The organism is Mesorhizobium sp. M0960, from assembly GCF_040319055.1.
Taxonomy (GTDB): Bacteria; Pseudomonadota; Alphaproteobacteria; order Rhizobiales; family Rhizobiaceae; genus Mesorhizobium.
In genome coordinates this window covers 1-16,734 of sequence record NZ_JAMYNN010000024.1, presented here as the reverse complement: position 1 = coordinate 16,734, position 16,734 = coordinate 1, and the positions used below count along the sequence as shown (strand labels likewise).

Annotated in this window: 18 protein-coding genes; 14 read left to right on the top strand and 4 right to left on the bottom strand. The window is 61.5% G+C overall.

Features of this window, described 5'->3' with window-relative positions; all coding sequences use genetic code 11:
• Window positions 1–166 precede the first annotated feature (166 nt).
• The 5 genes from NKH63_RS28060 (at window position 167) to NKH63_RS28040 (ending at window position 4,511) form a co-directional block, all read left to right on the top strand.
• Complete coding sequence (locus NKH63_RS28060) at window positions 167–1,126, top strand: DUF1402 family protein (RefSeq protein WP_023718256.1); 960 nt, start codon at window positions 167–169, stop codon at window positions 1,124–1,126.
• 321 nt (window positions 1,127–1,447) lie between these two features.
• A complete protein-coding gene (locus NKH63_RS28055) occupies window positions 1,448–2,458 on the top strand; it encodes an AraC family transcriptional regulator (protein WP_352495256.1) in 1,011 nt (336 codons plus the stop codon).
• A 187-nt stretch (window positions 2,459–2,645) separates the two neighbouring features.
• Entirely contained in the window at window positions 2,646–3,011 is a 366-nt protein-coding gene (locus tag NKH63_RS28050; protein ID WP_023718254.1) for a putative quinol monooxygenase, read from the top strand.
• Window positions 3,008–3,751 carry an SDR family oxidoreductase gene (locus tag NKH63_RS28045; protein WP_352495257.1) on the top strand — a complete coding sequence of 248 codons (744 nt, stop codon included), beginning with the start codon at window positions 3,008–3,010 and terminating at the stop codon, window positions 3,749–3,751. The genes NKH63_RS28050 and NKH63_RS28045 overlap by 4 nt, the downstream gene beginning before the upstream one ends.
• Window positions 3,752–3,863: 112 nt before the next feature.
• Window positions 3,864–4,511: a DUF1579 family protein gene (locus NKH63_RS28040; RefSeq protein ID WP_023718252.1), complete on the top strand. Its 648-nt coding sequence runs from the start codon at window positions 3,864–3,866 to the stop codon at window positions 4,509–4,511.
• A gap of 313 nt (window positions 4,512–4,824) precedes the next feature.
• Here NKH63_RS28040 and NKH63_RS28035 read toward each other — a convergent pair whose 3' ends face one another.
• From NKH63_RS28035 to NKH63_RS28020, 4 genes are all read right to left on the bottom strand, one after another.
• Window positions 4,825–5,001, bottom strand: coding sequence for a YjiS-like domain-containing protein (locus NKH63_RS28035; protein WP_352536444.1), 177 nt, complete (start codon window positions 4,999–5,001; stop codon window positions 4,825–4,827).
• 421 nt (window positions 5,002–5,422) lie between these two features.
• Entirely contained in the window at window positions 5,423–6,652 is a 1,230-nt protein-coding gene (locus tag NKH63_RS28030; RefSeq protein WP_023718251.1) for an NAD(P)/FAD-dependent oxidoreductase, read from the bottom strand.
• Between the two features lie 2 nt (window positions 6,653–6,654).
• Window positions 6,655–6,969, bottom strand: a complete 315-nt coding sequence (locus NKH63_RS28025; protein WP_352919712.1) for a MocE family 2Fe-2S type ferredoxin — start codon at window positions 6,967–6,969, stop codon at window positions 6,655–6,657.
• Between the two features lie 40 nt (window positions 6,970–7,009).
• Window positions 7,010–8,140, bottom strand: a complete 1,131-nt coding sequence (locus NKH63_RS28020) for a fatty acid desaturase family protein (protein ID WP_051409640.1) — start codon at window positions 8,138–8,140, stop codon at window positions 7,010–7,012.
• A gap of 135 nt (window positions 8,141–8,275) precedes the next feature.
• Here NKH63_RS28020 and NKH63_RS28015 point away from each other — a divergent pair, with 135 nt between their 5' ends.
• From NKH63_RS28015 to NKH63_RS27975, 9 genes are all read left to right on the top strand, one after another.
• Window positions 8,276–9,307, top strand: coding sequence for a LacI family DNA-binding transcriptional regulator (locus NKH63_RS28015; RefSeq protein ID WP_352919709.1), 1,032 nt, complete (start codon window positions 8,276–8,278; stop codon window positions 9,305–9,307).
• Between the two features lie 309 nt (window positions 9,308–9,616).
• Window positions 9,617–10,558 carry a sugar ABC transporter substrate-binding protein gene (locus NKH63_RS28010; protein WP_023718247.1) on the top strand — a complete coding sequence of 314 codons (942 nt, stop codon included), beginning with the start codon at window positions 9,617–9,619 and terminating at the stop codon, window positions 10,556–10,558.
• Between the two features lie 114 nt (window positions 10,559–10,672).
• Window positions 10,673–11,749 (top strand): ABC transporter permease, encoded by a 1,077-nt coding sequence (locus NKH63_RS28005; RefSeq protein WP_352495260.1) that lies wholly within the window; start codon window positions 10,673–10,675, stop codon window positions 11,747–11,749.
• 2 nt (window positions 11,750–11,751) lie between these two features.
• Window positions 11,752–12,519 carry an ATP-binding cassette domain-containing protein gene (locus NKH63_RS28000; RefSeq protein ID WP_254815918.1) on the top strand — a complete coding sequence of 256 codons (768 nt, stop codon included), beginning with the start codon at window positions 11,752–11,754 and terminating at the stop codon, window positions 12,517–12,519.
• A gap of 66 nt (window positions 12,520–12,585) precedes the next feature.
• Window positions 12,586–13,584 (top strand): inositol 2-dehydrogenase, encoded by a 999-nt coding sequence (gene iolG / locus NKH63_RS27995; protein ID WP_023718244.1) that lies wholly within the window; start codon window positions 12,586–12,588, stop codon window positions 13,582–13,584.
• A gap of 23 nt (window positions 13,585–13,607) precedes the next feature.
• Window positions 13,608–14,402, top strand: coding sequence for an SDR family oxidoreductase (locus tag NKH63_RS27990; protein WP_023718243.1), 795 nt, complete (start codon window positions 13,608–13,610; stop codon window positions 14,400–14,402).
• A 203-nt stretch (window positions 14,403–14,605) separates the two neighbouring features.
• Window positions 14,606–14,872: a type II toxin-antitoxin system Phd/YefM family antitoxin gene (locus NKH63_RS27985; RefSeq protein ID WP_023718242.1), complete on the top strand. Its 267-nt coding sequence runs from the start codon at window positions 14,606–14,608 to the stop codon at window positions 14,870–14,872.
• Entirely contained in the window at window positions 14,869–15,291 is a 423-nt protein-coding gene (locus NKH63_RS27980; RefSeq protein WP_352591239.1) for a type II toxin-antitoxin system VapC family toxin, read from the top strand. The genes NKH63_RS27985 and NKH63_RS27980 overlap by 4 nt, the downstream gene beginning before the upstream one ends.
• 247 nt (window positions 15,292–15,538) lie before the next feature.
• On the top strand, window positions 15,539–16,630 hold the full coding sequence (locus NKH63_RS27975) for a 3-deoxy-7-phosphoheptulonate synthase (protein WP_023718240.1): 1,092 nt from the start codon (window positions 15,539–15,541) through the stop codon (window positions 16,628–16,630).
• The last annotated feature ends 104 nt before the right edge of the window (window positions 16,631–16,734 follow it).

The window sequence follows — 16,734 nt, the reverse complement described above, 5'->3', positions numbered from 1 at the left end:
AGAGGCCGGGGAATTGCTCCCGGTCTCCGCCAAATTCAGCCCGGCATTTCCGATGTGTGGCCAAATGGAAGCATCCGGCGAGCTTTCGTCCCGTCGGGTGCAGGCGTCTCTCGACTCCCGTTGGAGCATTACCTAGTTTGCCCGGCGACTATTTGGGCGGCGGCGCATGAAAAAACTGATCCTCGTCATTCTCGGGCTGACGCTGGCGGCAGCCATGTTCGCCGCGCAAGCGGCAACCATGGTGCCGCCCGGCAACCGCAACACCGAGCAGCCCGACATACCGGGCGCATCCAGCCGGCGCACCCAGGCGACCAACACCACCTTCCAGGCGAAATACCGCAAAGTGTTTGCGCTGCTCCAGAACGATGCCGAGCTGCGTGGCAAGATCATGCAGGCAGCCGCGGCCTATGGCATCGACCCGATGCATATCGTCGGCGCCATCGTCGGCGAGCACACCTACAATGTCGATGCCTACGACCGGCTGCAGACCTACTACGTCAAGGCGATCTCGTATCTGTCGAGCAAACTCTCCTTCGCCTATGAAGGCGAAGACATCACCGATTTCGTGCAACGGCCGCAATTTGCCAAGTGCGCGGGCAAATCGGACAGTTACGAACTCTGGGAATGCCGCGAGCAGGTGTGGAACCGGTCGTTCCGCGGCAAGACCGTCAACGGCGAGAGCTTTCCCAACGACCGCTTCGGCGCGACTTTCTTCCAGCCCTATTATGCCGGCCAGACTTTTGGTCTTGGCCAGCTCAATCCGCTGACGGCACTGCAGATGAGCGATCTCGTGCACAAGGTTTCCGGCCTGCCGGAGCTCGACGTCGGCGACCCGAACGCGGTCTACAAGACCATCATGGATCCTGACCTGACCCTGCCTTATGTCGCGGCAACGATCCGGAAGTCGATCGACGCCTATAAAAGCATTGCCGGCTTCGACATCTCAGGCAATCCCGGCATCACGTCGACGCTCTACAATGTCGGCAATCCGGAACAGCGTGCCTATGCGCTGAAGGCCGAGAACGACAAGCGCCGCGCTGCGGGCGAGCCGGAAAAGCTGCCTGAGGAAAATTACTATGGCTGGCTAGTCAACGACAAGCTGCCGGAGCTGAAGGCGCTGTTTTAGCGGTGAAGGTTCGCGGTGGAGCCTGCGCCAGGAAATCGCCTATCTGCTTGAACTCTGTGGCTTCGAACCCGTCGATCCTTTCAAGGGATCGCCCCCGGCTGGGGAACAGCTTTGTCGCGCGCGCGATCTGATGGGCAGCAAGGGGTGGATATTGTTGAAAAAAGTCCGGCGCATCCCTAAGCGAACGCCGCCAGCAGAATCCCATTTCCATTGTCAGATCTCTTGCGGAATCTGGATCCGTAATAGGTCTCCGTTCGGTTGCCTACTAAGAGAGGTAACGGGATGCATAAGCGTATGCGAAGTTGGGGCAAAGGAGTGCAGATGAGTGATCCGCTTAGGTCCATTGATCGGCCCGGTTTAGGGCGTGCAACGATGGGCTACCAGCCGGCCGAGAATGATTTGTTGAGCGAGGTGCTGCGCGATCTACGCCTTGCCCATGCGAGATATGGCCGCAGCGAGTTGACGGCGCCCTGGGGCATCGCCGTGCCGTTCAGGGAGGGTGTACGTTTTCATGCGATGCTCGAGGGTCATTGCTGGATACAAGCCAAGGGCTTGCCGCCGCTGCTGCTCGAAAACGGCGATGTGCTTCTTCTTCCCCACGGAACAGAGCACACTATGTCCGATCGGCCAAAACGGCGAACCTTGCCGCTCGCCGATGTCAAACCAGCGTTGATCGGGAACGGAACTTACGAGTTGAAGTCTGGCGGCGGCGGCGCGCGATCGTTGATCGCATGCTGTACGATCGGCTTTGAGGGCCCGACAGCAAATCCGCTGCTGGAACTGCTACCTTCTGTGATGCACATCCGGCATGCCGAGCATGGCGATACTGACCTACCAAGCCTCATTGCGATGATGGCGCGCGAGGCTGAAGGGCAAAGAATCGGCTCGGCAACGATAATGGCGCGCCTTGCCGATATTGTCATGACGCAAGTAATCAGAACCTGGGTCGAGACATGTTCCGACGATCTGACTGGTTGGCTGGCGGCCGTGCAGGATCCACAAATCGGGTCGGCGCTTGCAAGAATCCATCGCTCCCCTGGGGAAGACTGGCCAGTCGATCGCCTGGCTGCATTGTCCGGGCTGTCGCGATCGAGGTTCTCGCAGCGGTTCAAGAGCCTGTTGTCGGTATCCCCCGCCCGCTATCTCCTGCAATGGAGGCTTCGGCTGGCGGCATCCTGGTTGCGTAACGGATATATGTCGCAGTCACAGATCGCATCGGAGTTGGGATATGAGTCCGATGCGTCCTTCAGCAGGGCGTTCAAACGCTTCATGGGTGTCTCACCCGGCGCTATCCGAGATTCAGGGCTGCGTGTGAGCGGAACAGAATCCTGATCGGGTTCATGCGAGGCTGTTTCGACCAGCCGCAGATACGCTCCTGTTGCGACCGCGTGTAATACGGAAAATACGCGCGACAAACGGTCAAATATTCAGTCGTTTCTGCCATAGCAACGCCATACCAGCATCTGCCAATTTCAATGGCCGCAACCACTTCGGTCGGCCGTTCCGGCAGGAGTACCACATGGCGCTGACGTTGCCTGATCTTCCTCGACCAACCGCTGGCGAAGACACGCCCTATTGCGTTATCGCTAAGCATCGCGCCACTCCCGGCCAAGGCTCCGCGCTTGTCGCCCGTATGCTTAAAGATCTCCAAGCGACGAGATCGGAAGCCAGCTGTCTTCAATTCCACATCCATCGAGATCGGACCGACCCCGATCTCATCGTTATCTACGAGGTCTGGCGCAGTATCGATGCACTCAAGAGCCACTTCGGCGAAGCCTATGTCCAGAGCTTCGTCGTAGATGCTGGTGAGCTCGAACCGGGCGACATGGAGACGCAGTGGCTGGAGATGCTGAGTCCGTATGCCAGCGGCAGAGATCCAGGATGAACGGTGACGAGCAGTCTCTTTCGAATCAGCGTGTCGTGATCGTCGGCGGGACAAGCGGCATGGGCATGGGTGCGGCCCGCGCAGCCTGTCAAGCAGGCGCCGACGTCATTGCGCTCGGGCGGCGCCCTTCAGCGAGAATGGTTGCAGAGCAAAGGGTCCACGGTTCGATCACGTTCCAGTCGCTGGACATGACCGATGATACAGCGGTCGAGCAAATGTTCGAAACACTAGGGACGCTCGACCACCTTCTCATCACCGCGACCCCGCCGAGTCCGGGAGGTCCCTTCCTCTCCCAGACGATGGCCAACGCGCAGGCCGTTCTGCACGGCAAGCTCTTGGGCAGTTGGTCTTGCGCGCGGCACGCAGCGCCTAGGATGCCGAAAGGTGGTTCGATCACATTCACGACCGGTGGCTTGGTGACCAAGCCTCGCATGGGCGCATCGATGATGATGGTCGCCTTTGCTGGTCTGGAGGCGCTGACGCGAGCCCTTGCGCTCGAACTCGGTCCGATCCGCGTCAACACAATCCGACCAGGCGTCATAGACAGCGAAATGTGGGCCGGCATGCCGCAGGCGAAGCGCGCGGCGTTTTTCGCGCTGGTGCGTCAGCGCTTCCCGGCAGGACGCGTCGGAAAAATCGACGATATCGGCAAGGCCGCACTTTTCCTGATGGCCAATGACTTCGTGACCGGCGCCGTTATCGAAGTTTCCGGTGGTGAAACGCTGGTCAGCATCGAATGACGGAGAGGTATGAGATGAGTATCCACGAGTTCACCCGACAAAATTCGCAACGATTGCCCCAACTGAGCGCGTCATAGCAATTCCCGGGCGAGCGATGAGCTGGAGATAAAGTATGATCAAGACACTACACGTTGCCCTATTCGTCGTTGCGTTCGCCCTCCCCATTCCTTTCGGCGCATTGGCTCAAGGCAGCTCGGCTGCAGCCGAGCCCCCGACGCAGTCGGAGTTGCCGAATTGGCTTCGCCGTGGATTGCCGGGCCCGGGGCATGAGGTCCTGGCGCCAATGATCGGCACCTGGCGCGTCCAGATGAGCTTCTACGGCACGCTCGGCCGCAGCCCCGATCAGCCGCCGCTCGTGACGGACGATCTCATTAGCCATCGTCAGTGGTTGGCGGGCGGCCGTTACATCGAAGACATAATGGAGGGAACGCTGGATGGAGCGCCGGTCTGGCGCAAAGGATGGCTCGGCTACAGCATCATGGACGGACGTTACGAGTGGGTCACGATCGATCCTGTCAACACAACCATGATGTATTTTAAAGGCGTCCCTAATTCGGGGGATCAAAGGCCGATCAGCATGTCCGGCACCTTTACCGACCAGGGCGTGGCGGGCGAAGAAACAGTCGGCAAGCAGATCGGCATGCGCACTGTAATCAAAATCGAGAACAACGATCGCCACATCATTGAGCTCTATTTCACGCGTCCCGGACAGCAAGAAACACTGGCAACGCGCGCCGTCTATACGCGACTGAAGGCGTGAGCGATCGCTCAAGGGTGGCTCGGACGTTGTAAGTAGCTTGCGCGGGTTCCATCGCTCGGCCGGGATATGCCGGGAAGGTCGAGTTCAGCTCCGACGATCTCAAAGCGTCCAGTTCGGCGCCTGGAACTGCTTTGAAAGACGACCGGACGCTGAGCGCCCGACAAGTCAGAGATCGGACTCTGAACGAAGCGCGTTCTCGGAGCTGAGATGAGGATCAGTCCAGCGAACATTGCCCCGAGCAGGCACACCTCTCCGACTTCTGCGCCGATCGCGGTGGAGAGACCGGCCATCGCTAGCTCCTCTATCAACTCGCTCAGCCGGACGACAGGGTCGGCAGTCGAAGCAGGCTGGTTCTATCGACGGCGGCCGCCTTGCCACGGCCTGCCAATGCGGGATCGATTCCGGCATCGCGTAGCTGGCGGTCGCTAAGTTGAGCCAGCTCACGCCGTTGCGCTGCGGCCCTAAGGGATCGGGCGATGACCAGGTGCATAACACGGAGAACACACTGGACTGGAGGCGTCATGATAGCCTCTTTTCACAGAGCCCCGGCCGTATACGGGCAGGGCGGCGGGCTGTGGTCAGCCCGTCTACTGAGGAGAGAGGGTCGCGCTGCGATTTCAGAAGGAGGAAATTCGGTTACATCTGAAACTCGGTTGGCTGGAAGGGGTCGTCTCGGCCGTGACGGCAAGCGCTTAGCTGACATCTGGGATCGAGATCGGATCATTCGCCTCATGGCAACCTTTCGGCGCAAAGTCGCGCGAACGACCCCGTTCCAACCCTCATGAGACGTTTCCATCGCGGGCAGGAACGACCGCTCAGGGTCGTCTCCCGCCATCAGGTGCAGGATTGTCACCACCAGAACGGCAAGCGCTCCGCAAGTTCTTTCAAATGGCTCTGGAACCCGCGCTGGCTCATGTCGCCAGCAGCGACTTCAGCTTGATCGTTTGCGAGCCTAGCGCTTCCGGCGCCGGCTTTGCCCTTTTCGCGATCAGCATCTCGGCCAGCCTTATGTCGCGGGCGACCGCGTTGCCGGGGCCGATGCCACTTGCCGCAACCAGCCTGCCGTCCTCGGCGAGATGGAACAGGATGAAGGCGCCGTCGCCGAGCTCGCGACGCACAATGCTGCGGCCTTCGTCCGACAGGCCGGCGATCTGCAAGGTCAGGCCGTACTGATCCGACCAGAACCATGGCACCGCCGCGTGGGCCTCGCCGGCGCCAAGCATGTTCCTGGCCGCAAGCGCGCCCTGCTCCTGCGCATTGCGCCAGGCTTCCAGCCGCACTCGCCGGCCGCCATAGATGGCGAGCGGAAACGAGCAGCAATCGCCGGCGGCAAAGATGTCGGGGTCGCTGGTGCGAAGCTCGGCGTCGACGGCGATACCATTGTCAATCGTCAGCCCTGCCTCCGCGGCAAGTCCGGTCACCGGCACGGCGCCGATGCCGATCACGGCAAGATCGGCGACAATGTCGTGTCCACCGGCAAGCACGATGCGCACTTCGGCGCCGTCATCGGCAATGGCGTCGATGCCCTCGCCGCACAGGATTTTTACGCCTTCGGCTTCATGCGCCTGATGGATAACCTGCGCGATCTCGGCCGGCACGCCGCGCATTAGAATGCGCGGCTGCGCCTCGATAACGGCAACAGTGGCGCCGAGCCTGCGTGCCGCCGTGGCGAGCTCGAGACCGATGAAGCCGCCGCCGATGATGGCGACGCGATTTCCGGCGCTGAGATGAGCGCGAATGGCCAGTGCGTCGTTGAAGGTCCGCAGATAGACGCAGCGCCCGCCAAGGCCCGGAATCGGCAGCTTGCGCGGCAGCGACCCTGTCGCCAGCAGGAGCTTGTCGTAGGCCAGGACCGAGCCGTCCGACAGGCGCACGACATGCGCCACGCGGTCGATCGCCATCGCCTGAACCGAATGGATATGCCTGATCGATCTTTCGGCCAGGACCGCCTCACTGGCGATCGCCTTGATCAGGGGCGCGTCGGCGACCATCGCGTCTTTCGACAGCGGTGGCCGCTCATAGGGCAGATGCGGCTCGTCGCCGACCAACGTCACCGGGCCATCATAGCCGAGCTCGCGCAGCGCAAGGGCGGCGCGCCCGCCGCATTCGCCGGCGCCAATGATGACCATTCCCTTCGTCATCATCAACCGATCCGGACAAGGACTTTGCCGGCGTCGACTTTGACCGGATAGGTCCTGAGATCGACGCAGACCGGCGCGCCCCTGGCAGCCCCAGTCTTGTAATTGAAGCGGCCATTATGCTTCGGGCATTCGATGATATCGTCCATCACCAGCCCGTCGGCCAGCTGCACCTTCTCATGCGTGCAAAGCCCGTCGGTGGCGAAATACCCGTCCTCGGGGCTGCGGTAGATGGCGAAGGTGCGACCGCCATGGTCGAACCGCATCACATCCTCCTCGTCGATGTCCTCGGCGTCACAAGCCTCGACCCAGTCGCTCATTTGCGCCTTCCCCGATTCTTGGTGCCCCGGCGTAGGCTTGTCATTCAGCAGCCACCGCAACAGCAGCGTTATCGTTGTGGAAATCCTCGCGATAGGGCCTCGCCGTCGGCGGCAGTTCGCGCTTGATGAAATAATCCTCATTGCGCAGCTGGCGCAGGAAAGCCGGTATCATCTCGCGATAGCCGGCCAGGATGGACGGTGTCGGCGCCGGCAGATCGTGCTTGATCAGCTCATGCAGCCTGGGCAGCGCATGGTAGGGCACCATGGGGAACATGTGATGCTCGACGTGGTAGTTCATGTTCCAGTAGATGAAACGGCTTATCGGGTTCATGTAGACGGTGCGGCTGTTCAGCCGGTGATCGGTGACGTTTTCAGCCAGGCCGCCATGCTGCAGCAGGCCGACCATGACATGATGCCAGGCACCGTAAAGCCTGGGCAGCCCGACCAGCATCAGCGGCAGGAACGAGCCGGTAAGAAGCGCCAGCGCGACCGTCGCGGCATAGATCGCCGTCCAGATGCGAGCAATGCGGATTGCCTTCGGCTGCTCCTGGTCGGGAATGAAGGTTCTTTCGGCCGGACTGATGATGCCGGCCGCATTGCGCAGCATGTCGCTCATCGCATGCCAGGCATCGAGAATGCCGACGAAATTGAGCACGACGCGCAGCAGATCGGGCGGGCGCATGACCGAGATCTCCGGATCGCGGCCGACGATGATGGTATCGGTATGGTGGCGCGTGTGGCTCCAGCGCCAGGTCACCGGGTTGCGCATGATCATGAAGCAGGCGATCTGATAGACCACGTCGTTCATCCACTGCGTCCTGAAGGCGGTGCCGTGGCCGCATTCGTGCCAGCGTGAATCGGTGGAGGAACCGTAGAGGACGCCATAGACGAAGAAGAACGGCACGCACCACCAGCTGCCCCAGAACAAGGCGGCGCCCGCGCCGCTGAGGATCATGGCGCCGAGCCAGATGATGGTATCGCGGATCGCCGGGCCGTCGGAGCGCTGCATCAGCTCCTTCATCTGCTTGCGCGGCACGTCGGTGTGATACCACTCGGCCGCCGCCAGCCCGCTCTCGACGGCAAGCTTCGCGTCGCGGCCGACCAGGCTGTAGTCGCGTTGGGACGCTGCTGCTGAGGTTGTGTTCCCGGTTTGGAGTCCAATATCCACCATGGCGGAGGCCTCGATCATATTCGGTCAGTGTTCAAAATAACGCCGAGCGCTGATAGACTCAATATCACAAAGATAGTTTCTATCATTTTCCATCAGAATGGTTTAAAAGAGTCGGATAGTTGGAGCGAGGCAGCGATGGCGAAACGGCCGACGATCACCGACCTGGCACGCATTTCGGGGGTCAGCGTTGCCACCGTCGACCGGGTGCTGAACAACCGCTTGCCGGTGCGCGAGGAAACCGCGCGCCGCGTCTATGACGCCGCGACCAGCATCGGCTATCACGCGGCCGGATTGATCAAGCAGCGGATGCGCCATGAATTGCCGGAGTATCGCCTCGGATTTCTGCTGTTGCGGCGGGAAGACGTCTTCTACAGCGAATTTGCCCGCGAACTTGAACTGGCAGTATCGCAGTCGCCGCGCTTTCGAGGCGTGGCGACCATCGACTTCGCCGATTCGCTGGCGCCGGATGAGATCGTCGAGCGGATGCGCAAGCTGGCAGCCAAATCCAGGGCCGTCGCCTTGGTCGGGCCCGATCACCCGACGCTGACGGTGGCCGTCGAGGCGCTCAAAGCCAACGGCGTACCGGTGTTCTCCCTGCTTTCCGACTTTGCGTCCGGCATTCGCGAGGGCTATGTCGGCCTCGACAATCGCAAGGTTGGCCGCACCGCTGCCTGGATGATCTCGAAGGCCGCGAAGAGACCTGGCAAGGTCGCCCTCTTCGTCGGCAGCCATCGCTTCCACGGCCACGAGCTTCGCGAGATCGGTTTTCGCTCCTTTTTTCGCGAGCAAGCGCCGGAATTCACTCTCCTTGAGACGTTGGTCAATCTGGAAGCGAACCAGATCACGCATGATGCAATGATCGAGCTTCTGGCCCGCCACCCCGATCTTGCCGGCTGCTATGTCGCCGGTGGCGGCATGGAAGGCGCGATCTCGGCGCTGAGGGAGGCAAAGCCGGCAGAGATGCCAGCGGTCGTCTGCAACGAGATCACGCCTGACTCCCGCGCGGCGCTGGCGGATAATTTCCTGACGATGGTGATCTCGACGCCTCTGGCAGCGCTTTGCCGCGACCTTGTCGGGCTGATGGCGCATGCCATCGAGACCGGCGCCGCGAATGCGCCGGGTCAGACCTTTCTGCCCTTCGACATTTATCTGCCGGAAAACATCTGACGTCGCGGTCATTGGCGGCAGACATGATGTAATCTATCAGAACGCTTTCAGGCCTGGCTTGCCTGAGCGTTCGTCTAAAAGAGCTCGAAATGCCGAAAATCCATTCCTCATGGCGAAATCTCGCTTGACGCCCACGCGAAATGGAATAAATATTTCACCAACTGAGCATTTTGGTTCTTTCGTTCCGGAAGATCTGTTTCAGGCAAATGCCTTCCGGAACTAAAATGGCAATCGGGAGAGAATTCCCTGCGAGATCGGGGATTCCGGGTAGATCGGTGCAGCCGGACACCAATGTGGAGGAGAAATAAAATGAAAAAACTGCTTTTGGGCGTCGCGTTCGCGGCGCTAATGAGTTCGTCCGCCTTTGCTGCCAAGATCGGCGTGTCGATGGCGTTGTTCGACGACAATTTTCTCACCGTGCTGCGCAACGGCATGATCGAGCAGGCCAAGGGCATGGACGGCGTCGAGCTGCAGGTGGAAGACGCGCAGAACGACGTCGCCAAGCAGCTCGACCAGATCAAGAACTTCGCCGCCTCGGGCGTCGACGCAATCATCGTCAACCCGGTCGACACCTCGGCCACCCAAGCGATGTCGGACGCAGCCGCCGCTGCCAAAATTCCGCTGGTCTATGTCAATCGCGAGCCGGTCAACGTCGACACGCTGCCGGAAAACCAGGCTTTCGTCGCCTCGAACGAAGCCGATTCTGGCACGCTCGAGACCAAGGAGGTCTGCCGCCTGTTCAAGGAAGCCGGCAAGAAAGAGGCCAATGTCTATGTGATCATGGGCGAGCTGTCGAACCAGGCCGCGGTGCAGCGCACCAAGGACATCGATGATGTGATTGCCACGCCGGATTGCAGCTTCATCAAGATCATCGACAAGCAGACGTCGAACTGGAAGCGCGAAGAAGCGCAGAACCTGATGACCAACTGGCTGTCGACCGGCAAGCCGTTCGACGGCGTCATCGCCAACAATGACGAGAGCGCCATCGGCGCTATCCAGGCGATGAAGGCCGCCAATATCGACATGAAGTCGGTTGTCGTCGGCGGCGTCGACGCTACCCAGGACGCGCTAGCGGCGATGCAGGCGGGCGACCTCGATGCGACGGTGTTCCAGGACGCAGCCGGCCAGGGCGCTGGCGCGCTTGATGCTGCGCTCAAGCTAGCGAAGGGCGAGAAGGTCGAGCACAAGGTCTACATCCCGTTCCAGCTGGTCACGCCGGCAAATATCGACAAGTTCCTGAAGAAGAACTGAGGCGGACCTGTCCGATACGGAGCGGCGCGCCAAAGTAAGACAGCGCCGCTCCGCTTTTTCCCCCTCGGCCTGAACAGCGCCGGGTGGAGACCGTGGCTGACGGAGGAAGCACGATTGGCACAGACATCTCACGGCGTCGGCGGGCTCAGCTATGATGCGAAGCGGCGCGCATGGCCGGCCGAATTCAACGTCTTCCTGGCGCTCGTCATCCTGGTCGGCGCTTTCGAGCTGATCGGCCGGGTTTTCCTGGGCGACAGCTTCCTGTTCAATACCCGCGACAATATCGATGCGATCTTCAACGAAGCGCGCCTGCAGATCATCATCCTGCAGGTGTCGATCGTCGGTATCATTGCCATCGGCGTGACGCAGGTGATCATTACCGGCGGCATCGACCTGTCCTCGGGTTCGATCGTCGGCGCCACGGCGATGATAGCCATGAGCTTCGCCCAAGTGGCGACGGTCAACGGCAACCCGAACCCCAAGGCGATGTTCATTGCCCAGGGCTGGACCGACCTGCCGGTGATCGTGCCGGTGCTCGTCGCAATCGGCTGCGGCCTGCTGGCCGGCCTGGTCAACGGTGCCTTGATCGCCTACACGCGCATCCCGCCGTTCATCGCCACGCTTGGCATGATGGTCACCGCGCGCGGCATCGCCAAATGGTGGTCGAAGGGGCAGCCGATCTCGTTTCCGACCGAGAGTTTCGCCGCCATCGGCAAGGGGCTGATGCCGGTCATCATTTTCATTTCGCTGGCGGTGCTGTTCCAGCTGATCCTGAGCTACACCAAATATGGCAAGCACTGTTATGCAATCGGCTCCAATGAGGATGCCGCGCGCATGTCCGGCATCAACATCGCCAACCACAAGATCCTCGTCTACGTCATTGCCGGCATCCTTGCCGCGCTCGCCGCCGTGGTGTTGAGCTCGAAGAATCTCACTGCCCAGGCCGGCATGGGTGTGATGTACGAGCTCGATGCGATCGCCATGGCGGTCATCGGTGGCGTGTCGCTGTCGGGCGGCCGCGGCTCGATTATCGGGACGGTGATCGGCTCGCTGATCTTCGGCGTCATCATCTCCGGCTTCACCTTTTTGCGCCTCGACGCCTATTATCAGGAGATGGTCAAGGGCGTGATCATCGTCGGCGCAGTCGTTCTCGACCAGTGGCGCCAACGCCTGCGGGCAATGAGGGCTTGATCATGTCGGACATCGTCCTGAAAACCGAAAACCTGACCAAGTATTATGGCGGCGTCCATGCGCTGGAGGGTGCCAACTTCGAGCTGCGCAAGGGCGAGCATGTCGCCATCATGGGCGACAACGGTGCCGGCAAATCGACCTTCGTGCGCCAGATCACCGGCGTCGAGCAGCGAACCAGCGGCAGGATGTGGTTCGACGGCAAGGAAGTGAATTTCGCCGGGCCGATCGAAGCCCGCGAGGCGGGCATCGAGACGGTGTTCCAGAACCTGGCGCTCGCCGACGACCTCGACGTGCCGTCGAACCTGTTCCTCGGCCGTGAAAGAGTGCTGTTCAATCTTGGGCCCTTCTCGATCCTCGACCGCAAGTTCATGCGCAAGGCGACCGAAGCAGCCCTGGTCCGCACAGCGGTCAAGATCCCCAACCTTTCCAACACCATCCGCCACATGTCGGGCGGCCAGCGCCAGTGCGTGGCGATTGCCAGAACCGCGACCTTTGCTTCCAAGCTCATCATCATGGATGAGCCGACGGCGGCGCTCGGCGTGCAGGAGACGATGCAGGTCGAAAACATCATCCGCACGCTGAAGGAAAATGGCGAGCCGCTGATCCTGATCTCTCACAACATGCGTCAGGTGTTCGATCTGGTCGACCGCATCGTCGTTTTCCGGCGCGGCCGCATCGTCGCCAATTTGCGCAAGCAAGATACCGATGGCAACGATATCGTCTCCTACATCACCGGCGCCAAGACCGGGCAGGCGGAACTTGCGGCGTAAGGCCAACGTCGTGTTACGGGGGCTGACACGCCTTCTCTTTCCAACCATTCTCAAAGGAAATTCTTCATGCTTCGCTTTGCTCTTCTCGGTGCCGGCCGTATCGGCAAGGTCCACGCCCGTGCGGTGGGCTCCAACCCGCAGGCCAGGCTGGTTGCGGTTGCCGACGCCTTCGAGAAGGCGGCGACCGATTTGGCCTCTGCCTATGGCGCCGAAGTGCGCAGCATCGATGCCATCGAAACTGCCAGCGATATCGATGCGGTCGTCATCTGCACGCCGACCGACACCCATGCCGATCTGATCGAACGCTTCGCCAGGGCGGGCAAGGCGATCTTCTGCGAGAAGCCGATCGATCTCGACGCCGGCAGGGTGGAACAATGCCTGGCCGTCGTCGACAAGGCCGGCGCCACCCTGATGGTCGGCTTCAACCGCCGCTTCGATCCGCATTTTGCCGCCGTGCGCAAGGCGATCGACGACGGTGCGATTGGCACAGTCGAAATGGTGACCATCACCTCGCGCGATCCCGGTCCACCGCCGCTCGACTATATCGGCCGCTCGGGCGGCATCTTCCGCGACATGACCATCCATGATTTCGACATGGCGCGCTTCCTGCTCGGCGAGGAGCCGGTGGCGGTCAGCGCGCACGCTTCGGTGCTGGTCGACAAAAAGATCGGCGAGGCCGGCGACTTCGACAGCGTCAGCGTCATCCTCGAAACTGCCTCCGGCAAGCAATGCGTCATCTCCAACTCGCGCCGAGCCACCTATGGCTACGACCAACGCATCGAGGTGCATGGCTCGAAAGGCATGATTGCGGCCGAGAACCAGCGGCCGGTGTCGATCGAACTCGCCAATGAGAAAGGCTATACGCGGCCGCCGCTGCACGATTTCTTCATGACTCGTTATCTCGACGCTTATGCCAACGAGATCGCTGCCTTCATCGCGGCAGCGACGTCAGGCAAGAAGGCGGCGCCGAGCGGCAAGGACGGGCTGGTGGCGCTCAGGCTGGCAGATGCGGCGCTGAAATCGGCCAAGGAAGGCAAGACCGTCCGCCTCGACAAAACAATCTGACTATCAAGCACAGGAGCAAGGCGATGAACGGTTCAGCCGGTCGCAATTCCGAAACACGCGCCATCGTCACCGGCGGCGCACAAGGCATCGGCTTTGCCGTCGCCGAAGCGCTGGCCGATGAGGGCTGCCGGGCGCTAGCGCTGATCGGCCGCTCGAAGGAGAAGGGCGACAAGGCTGTCGCCATCCTCAAGGGGGCAGGCGTCGATGCCATCTTCATCAGCGCCGATGTCGCCAAAGTCGCCGACTGCAAGCGTGCGGTCGAAACGGCGATTGGCCATTGCGGCACCGTCAACGCGCTGGTCAACGCCGCCGCCACCTCGGCTCGCGGCTCACTGGTCGAGACCTCTGAGGATCTATTCGACCAGATATTCCAGACCAATGTGCGCGGCCCGTTTTTTCTGATGCAGGGCGTGGTGGCGCATCTGCTGGCGCGCCAGGCACCGGGCTCGATCGTCAACGTACTGTCGATGTCGGCGCATTGCGGCCAGTCGTTCCTGGCGCCCTATTCATCGAGCAAGGGAGCGCTGGCGACGCTGACCAAGAATGTCGCCAATGCCCATCGCGGCAATCGCATCCGCTGCAACGCGGTGCTGCCCGGCTGGATGGACACCGAGGGCGAGGCAATCGTGCAGAAGAAATGGCATGACGCGCCGGACGACTGGCTTGAAAAAGCCGAGGCCGCGCAGCCGATGGGCCAATTGGTGAAGCCGGCGCAACTTGCCCGATTGATCAGCTATATGATCAGCCCGCAGTCCGGCGTCATGACTGGGTCGCTGGTCGACTACGACCAGAGCATCGCGGGGGCGTCACCGGAATAGGATCAGCCGTGTAGCCTTGCGTCAGAAGCAGTTTGCCATAAGTGGCCGAGATGCCCAAAATATCAAAGCCGGCATAATCGGTTCCGATCGACCTCACTCAGGCACACGGGCTCTGAAACCCTCTCCTTCCCTGTTGCCGCCGTATCGCCATTCCCATATAGTCAAGATAGTCAAGATAGTCAGAATGGTCATGGGAGGTCGAAATGCCGTCTGCGCCCAGAGAGGATACTAACTGGACGGTCGCTGGGGCAAAGGCCCGGCTCTCGGAGGTTATCGAGCGCGCGCAATCTTCGCCGCAGACGATCACCAGAAACGGTAAGCCAAGCGTGGTTGTCGTCTCGGCCGAGGAATGGCAGCGGAAGACCGCGCGCAAGGGTACGCTTGCGGAGTTCCTGCTGGAGTCGCCGCTGCGCGGCGCCGATCTCAACCTTGAGCGCCAGCGCGACGAACCGCGTGATCTGCCGCTGTGAGGCTTCTGCTCGATACGAATGTCCTGTCCGAGGTGACAAGGCCGGCGCCGGATGTGCGCGTTCTGGACTGGCTGGGCGGGCTTGATGAGGACCGCTCATTCATTAGCGTCGTGTCGATCGCGGAGATCCGGCGCGGCGTCGCCCTCATGGACGAGGGCCGGAAACGCGAGGCACTGGCCGAATGGCTCGCACGGGACCTGCCGCAGCGCTTCGAGCAGAGAGTTCTTCCGGTGGACGAACCGGTTGCCTTGGCGTGGGGCGACCTGATGGGCCTTGCGAAGCGCCGCGGTCGCGGTCTGTCGTCGATGGACGGCCTGATTGCAGCCACGGCGATTGCGCAGGAACTCACCTTGGCAACGCGTAACACGAAGGATTTCGAAGACTTCGGAATTGAACTCGTCGATCCCTGGACTGCATGAACCCGCTCGGCGCTGCATGCTGGGCCACTACGTCAGTAGCATCATCAGACACGTGACAATCGCCTCGGCTTCGACTATATGAGCCTCATGATCAACCTGACCGCCACCTATTGGTACTTTAGCAGCTCGCTGGCGGCGGGAGGATTGCGCTCGATCTGAAGATTGCAGCAGCAAGATCCGAACAGCCGCCAGACCTGGCGGCTTTTTTGTTTCAGCCGGCAGGTCTCCCAATCAGGAGCAGAAAGCCGTGTTGACCACCACAGACGATCTTCGGGTCAAGGAAATAAGGGAATTGAGTACGCCGGACGAGGTGATGCGGGAGATACCGCGCACACTGACGGCGACGCGGACCGTTGCCGCGTCACGCAATGCTATCCATGCCGTGCTGACCGGCACCGACGACCGGCTGGTGGTCGTCGTCGGCCCCTGTTCGATCCACGACCCGGCCGCTGCCGTAGACTATGCCAGCCGCTTGGCATCGCTGCGAGAGAGCCTGTCGGACCGGCTGGAGATCGTGATGCGGGTGTATTTCGAGAAGCCGCGCACGACGGTCGGCTGGAAGGGCCTGATCAACGATCCCGACCTGGACGGCAGCTTCAACATCGACAAGGGGCTGCGGATGGCCCGCAACGTGCTCGCCGCCGTCAACAATCTCGGCCTGCCGGCGGCGACCGAATTCCTCGACATGGCCACCCCGCAATATATCGCCGACCTCGTCGCCTGGGGCGCGATCGGCGCGCGCACGACCGAGAGCCAGATCCATCGCGAACTGGCATCGGGCCTGTCCTGCCCGGTCGGCTTCAAGAACGGCACTGACGGCAATCTGCGGATCGCCGCCGAGGCGGTGAAATCGGCCGCCCAACCGCATCATTTCATGGCGGTGACGAAGGGCGGACGCAGCGCCATCGCGACGACCACCGGCAACGAGGACTGCCACGTCATCCTGCGCGGCGGCATTCAGCCCAATTATGACGCAACAAGCGTCGCGGCTGCCTGCGCGGAACTCGGCCGGATCGGCGTGGCGCCGCGGCTGATGATCGATGTCAGCCACGCCAACAGCAGCAAGAAGCCGGAAAACCAGCCAGGGGTGGCGGCTGACGTGGCTGGCCAGGTCGCGGCAGGCGACGAGCGCATCATCGGCGTCATGATCGAGAGCAACCTCGTCGCCGGCCGGCAGGACGTCGTGCCGGGCAAGCCGCTCGTCTATGGCCAGAGCATCACCGATGGCTGCATCGACTGGGCAGCCACCGAGACGGTGCTTCACGGCCTTGCCGACGCCGTCGAGCGGCGCCGGTCGGTGCGCCGAAGCATGATATCAAGCCGTTCAGGCGCCGCCTGAGCACTTCTCCTTCTCCCCTTGTGGGCCTGTTGCGTAATTCGCTGATTGTGATTCTCTGAGGTGGACGGTCTGAGGGAATCGCGATGGCAGTGAAGCAGACGGGC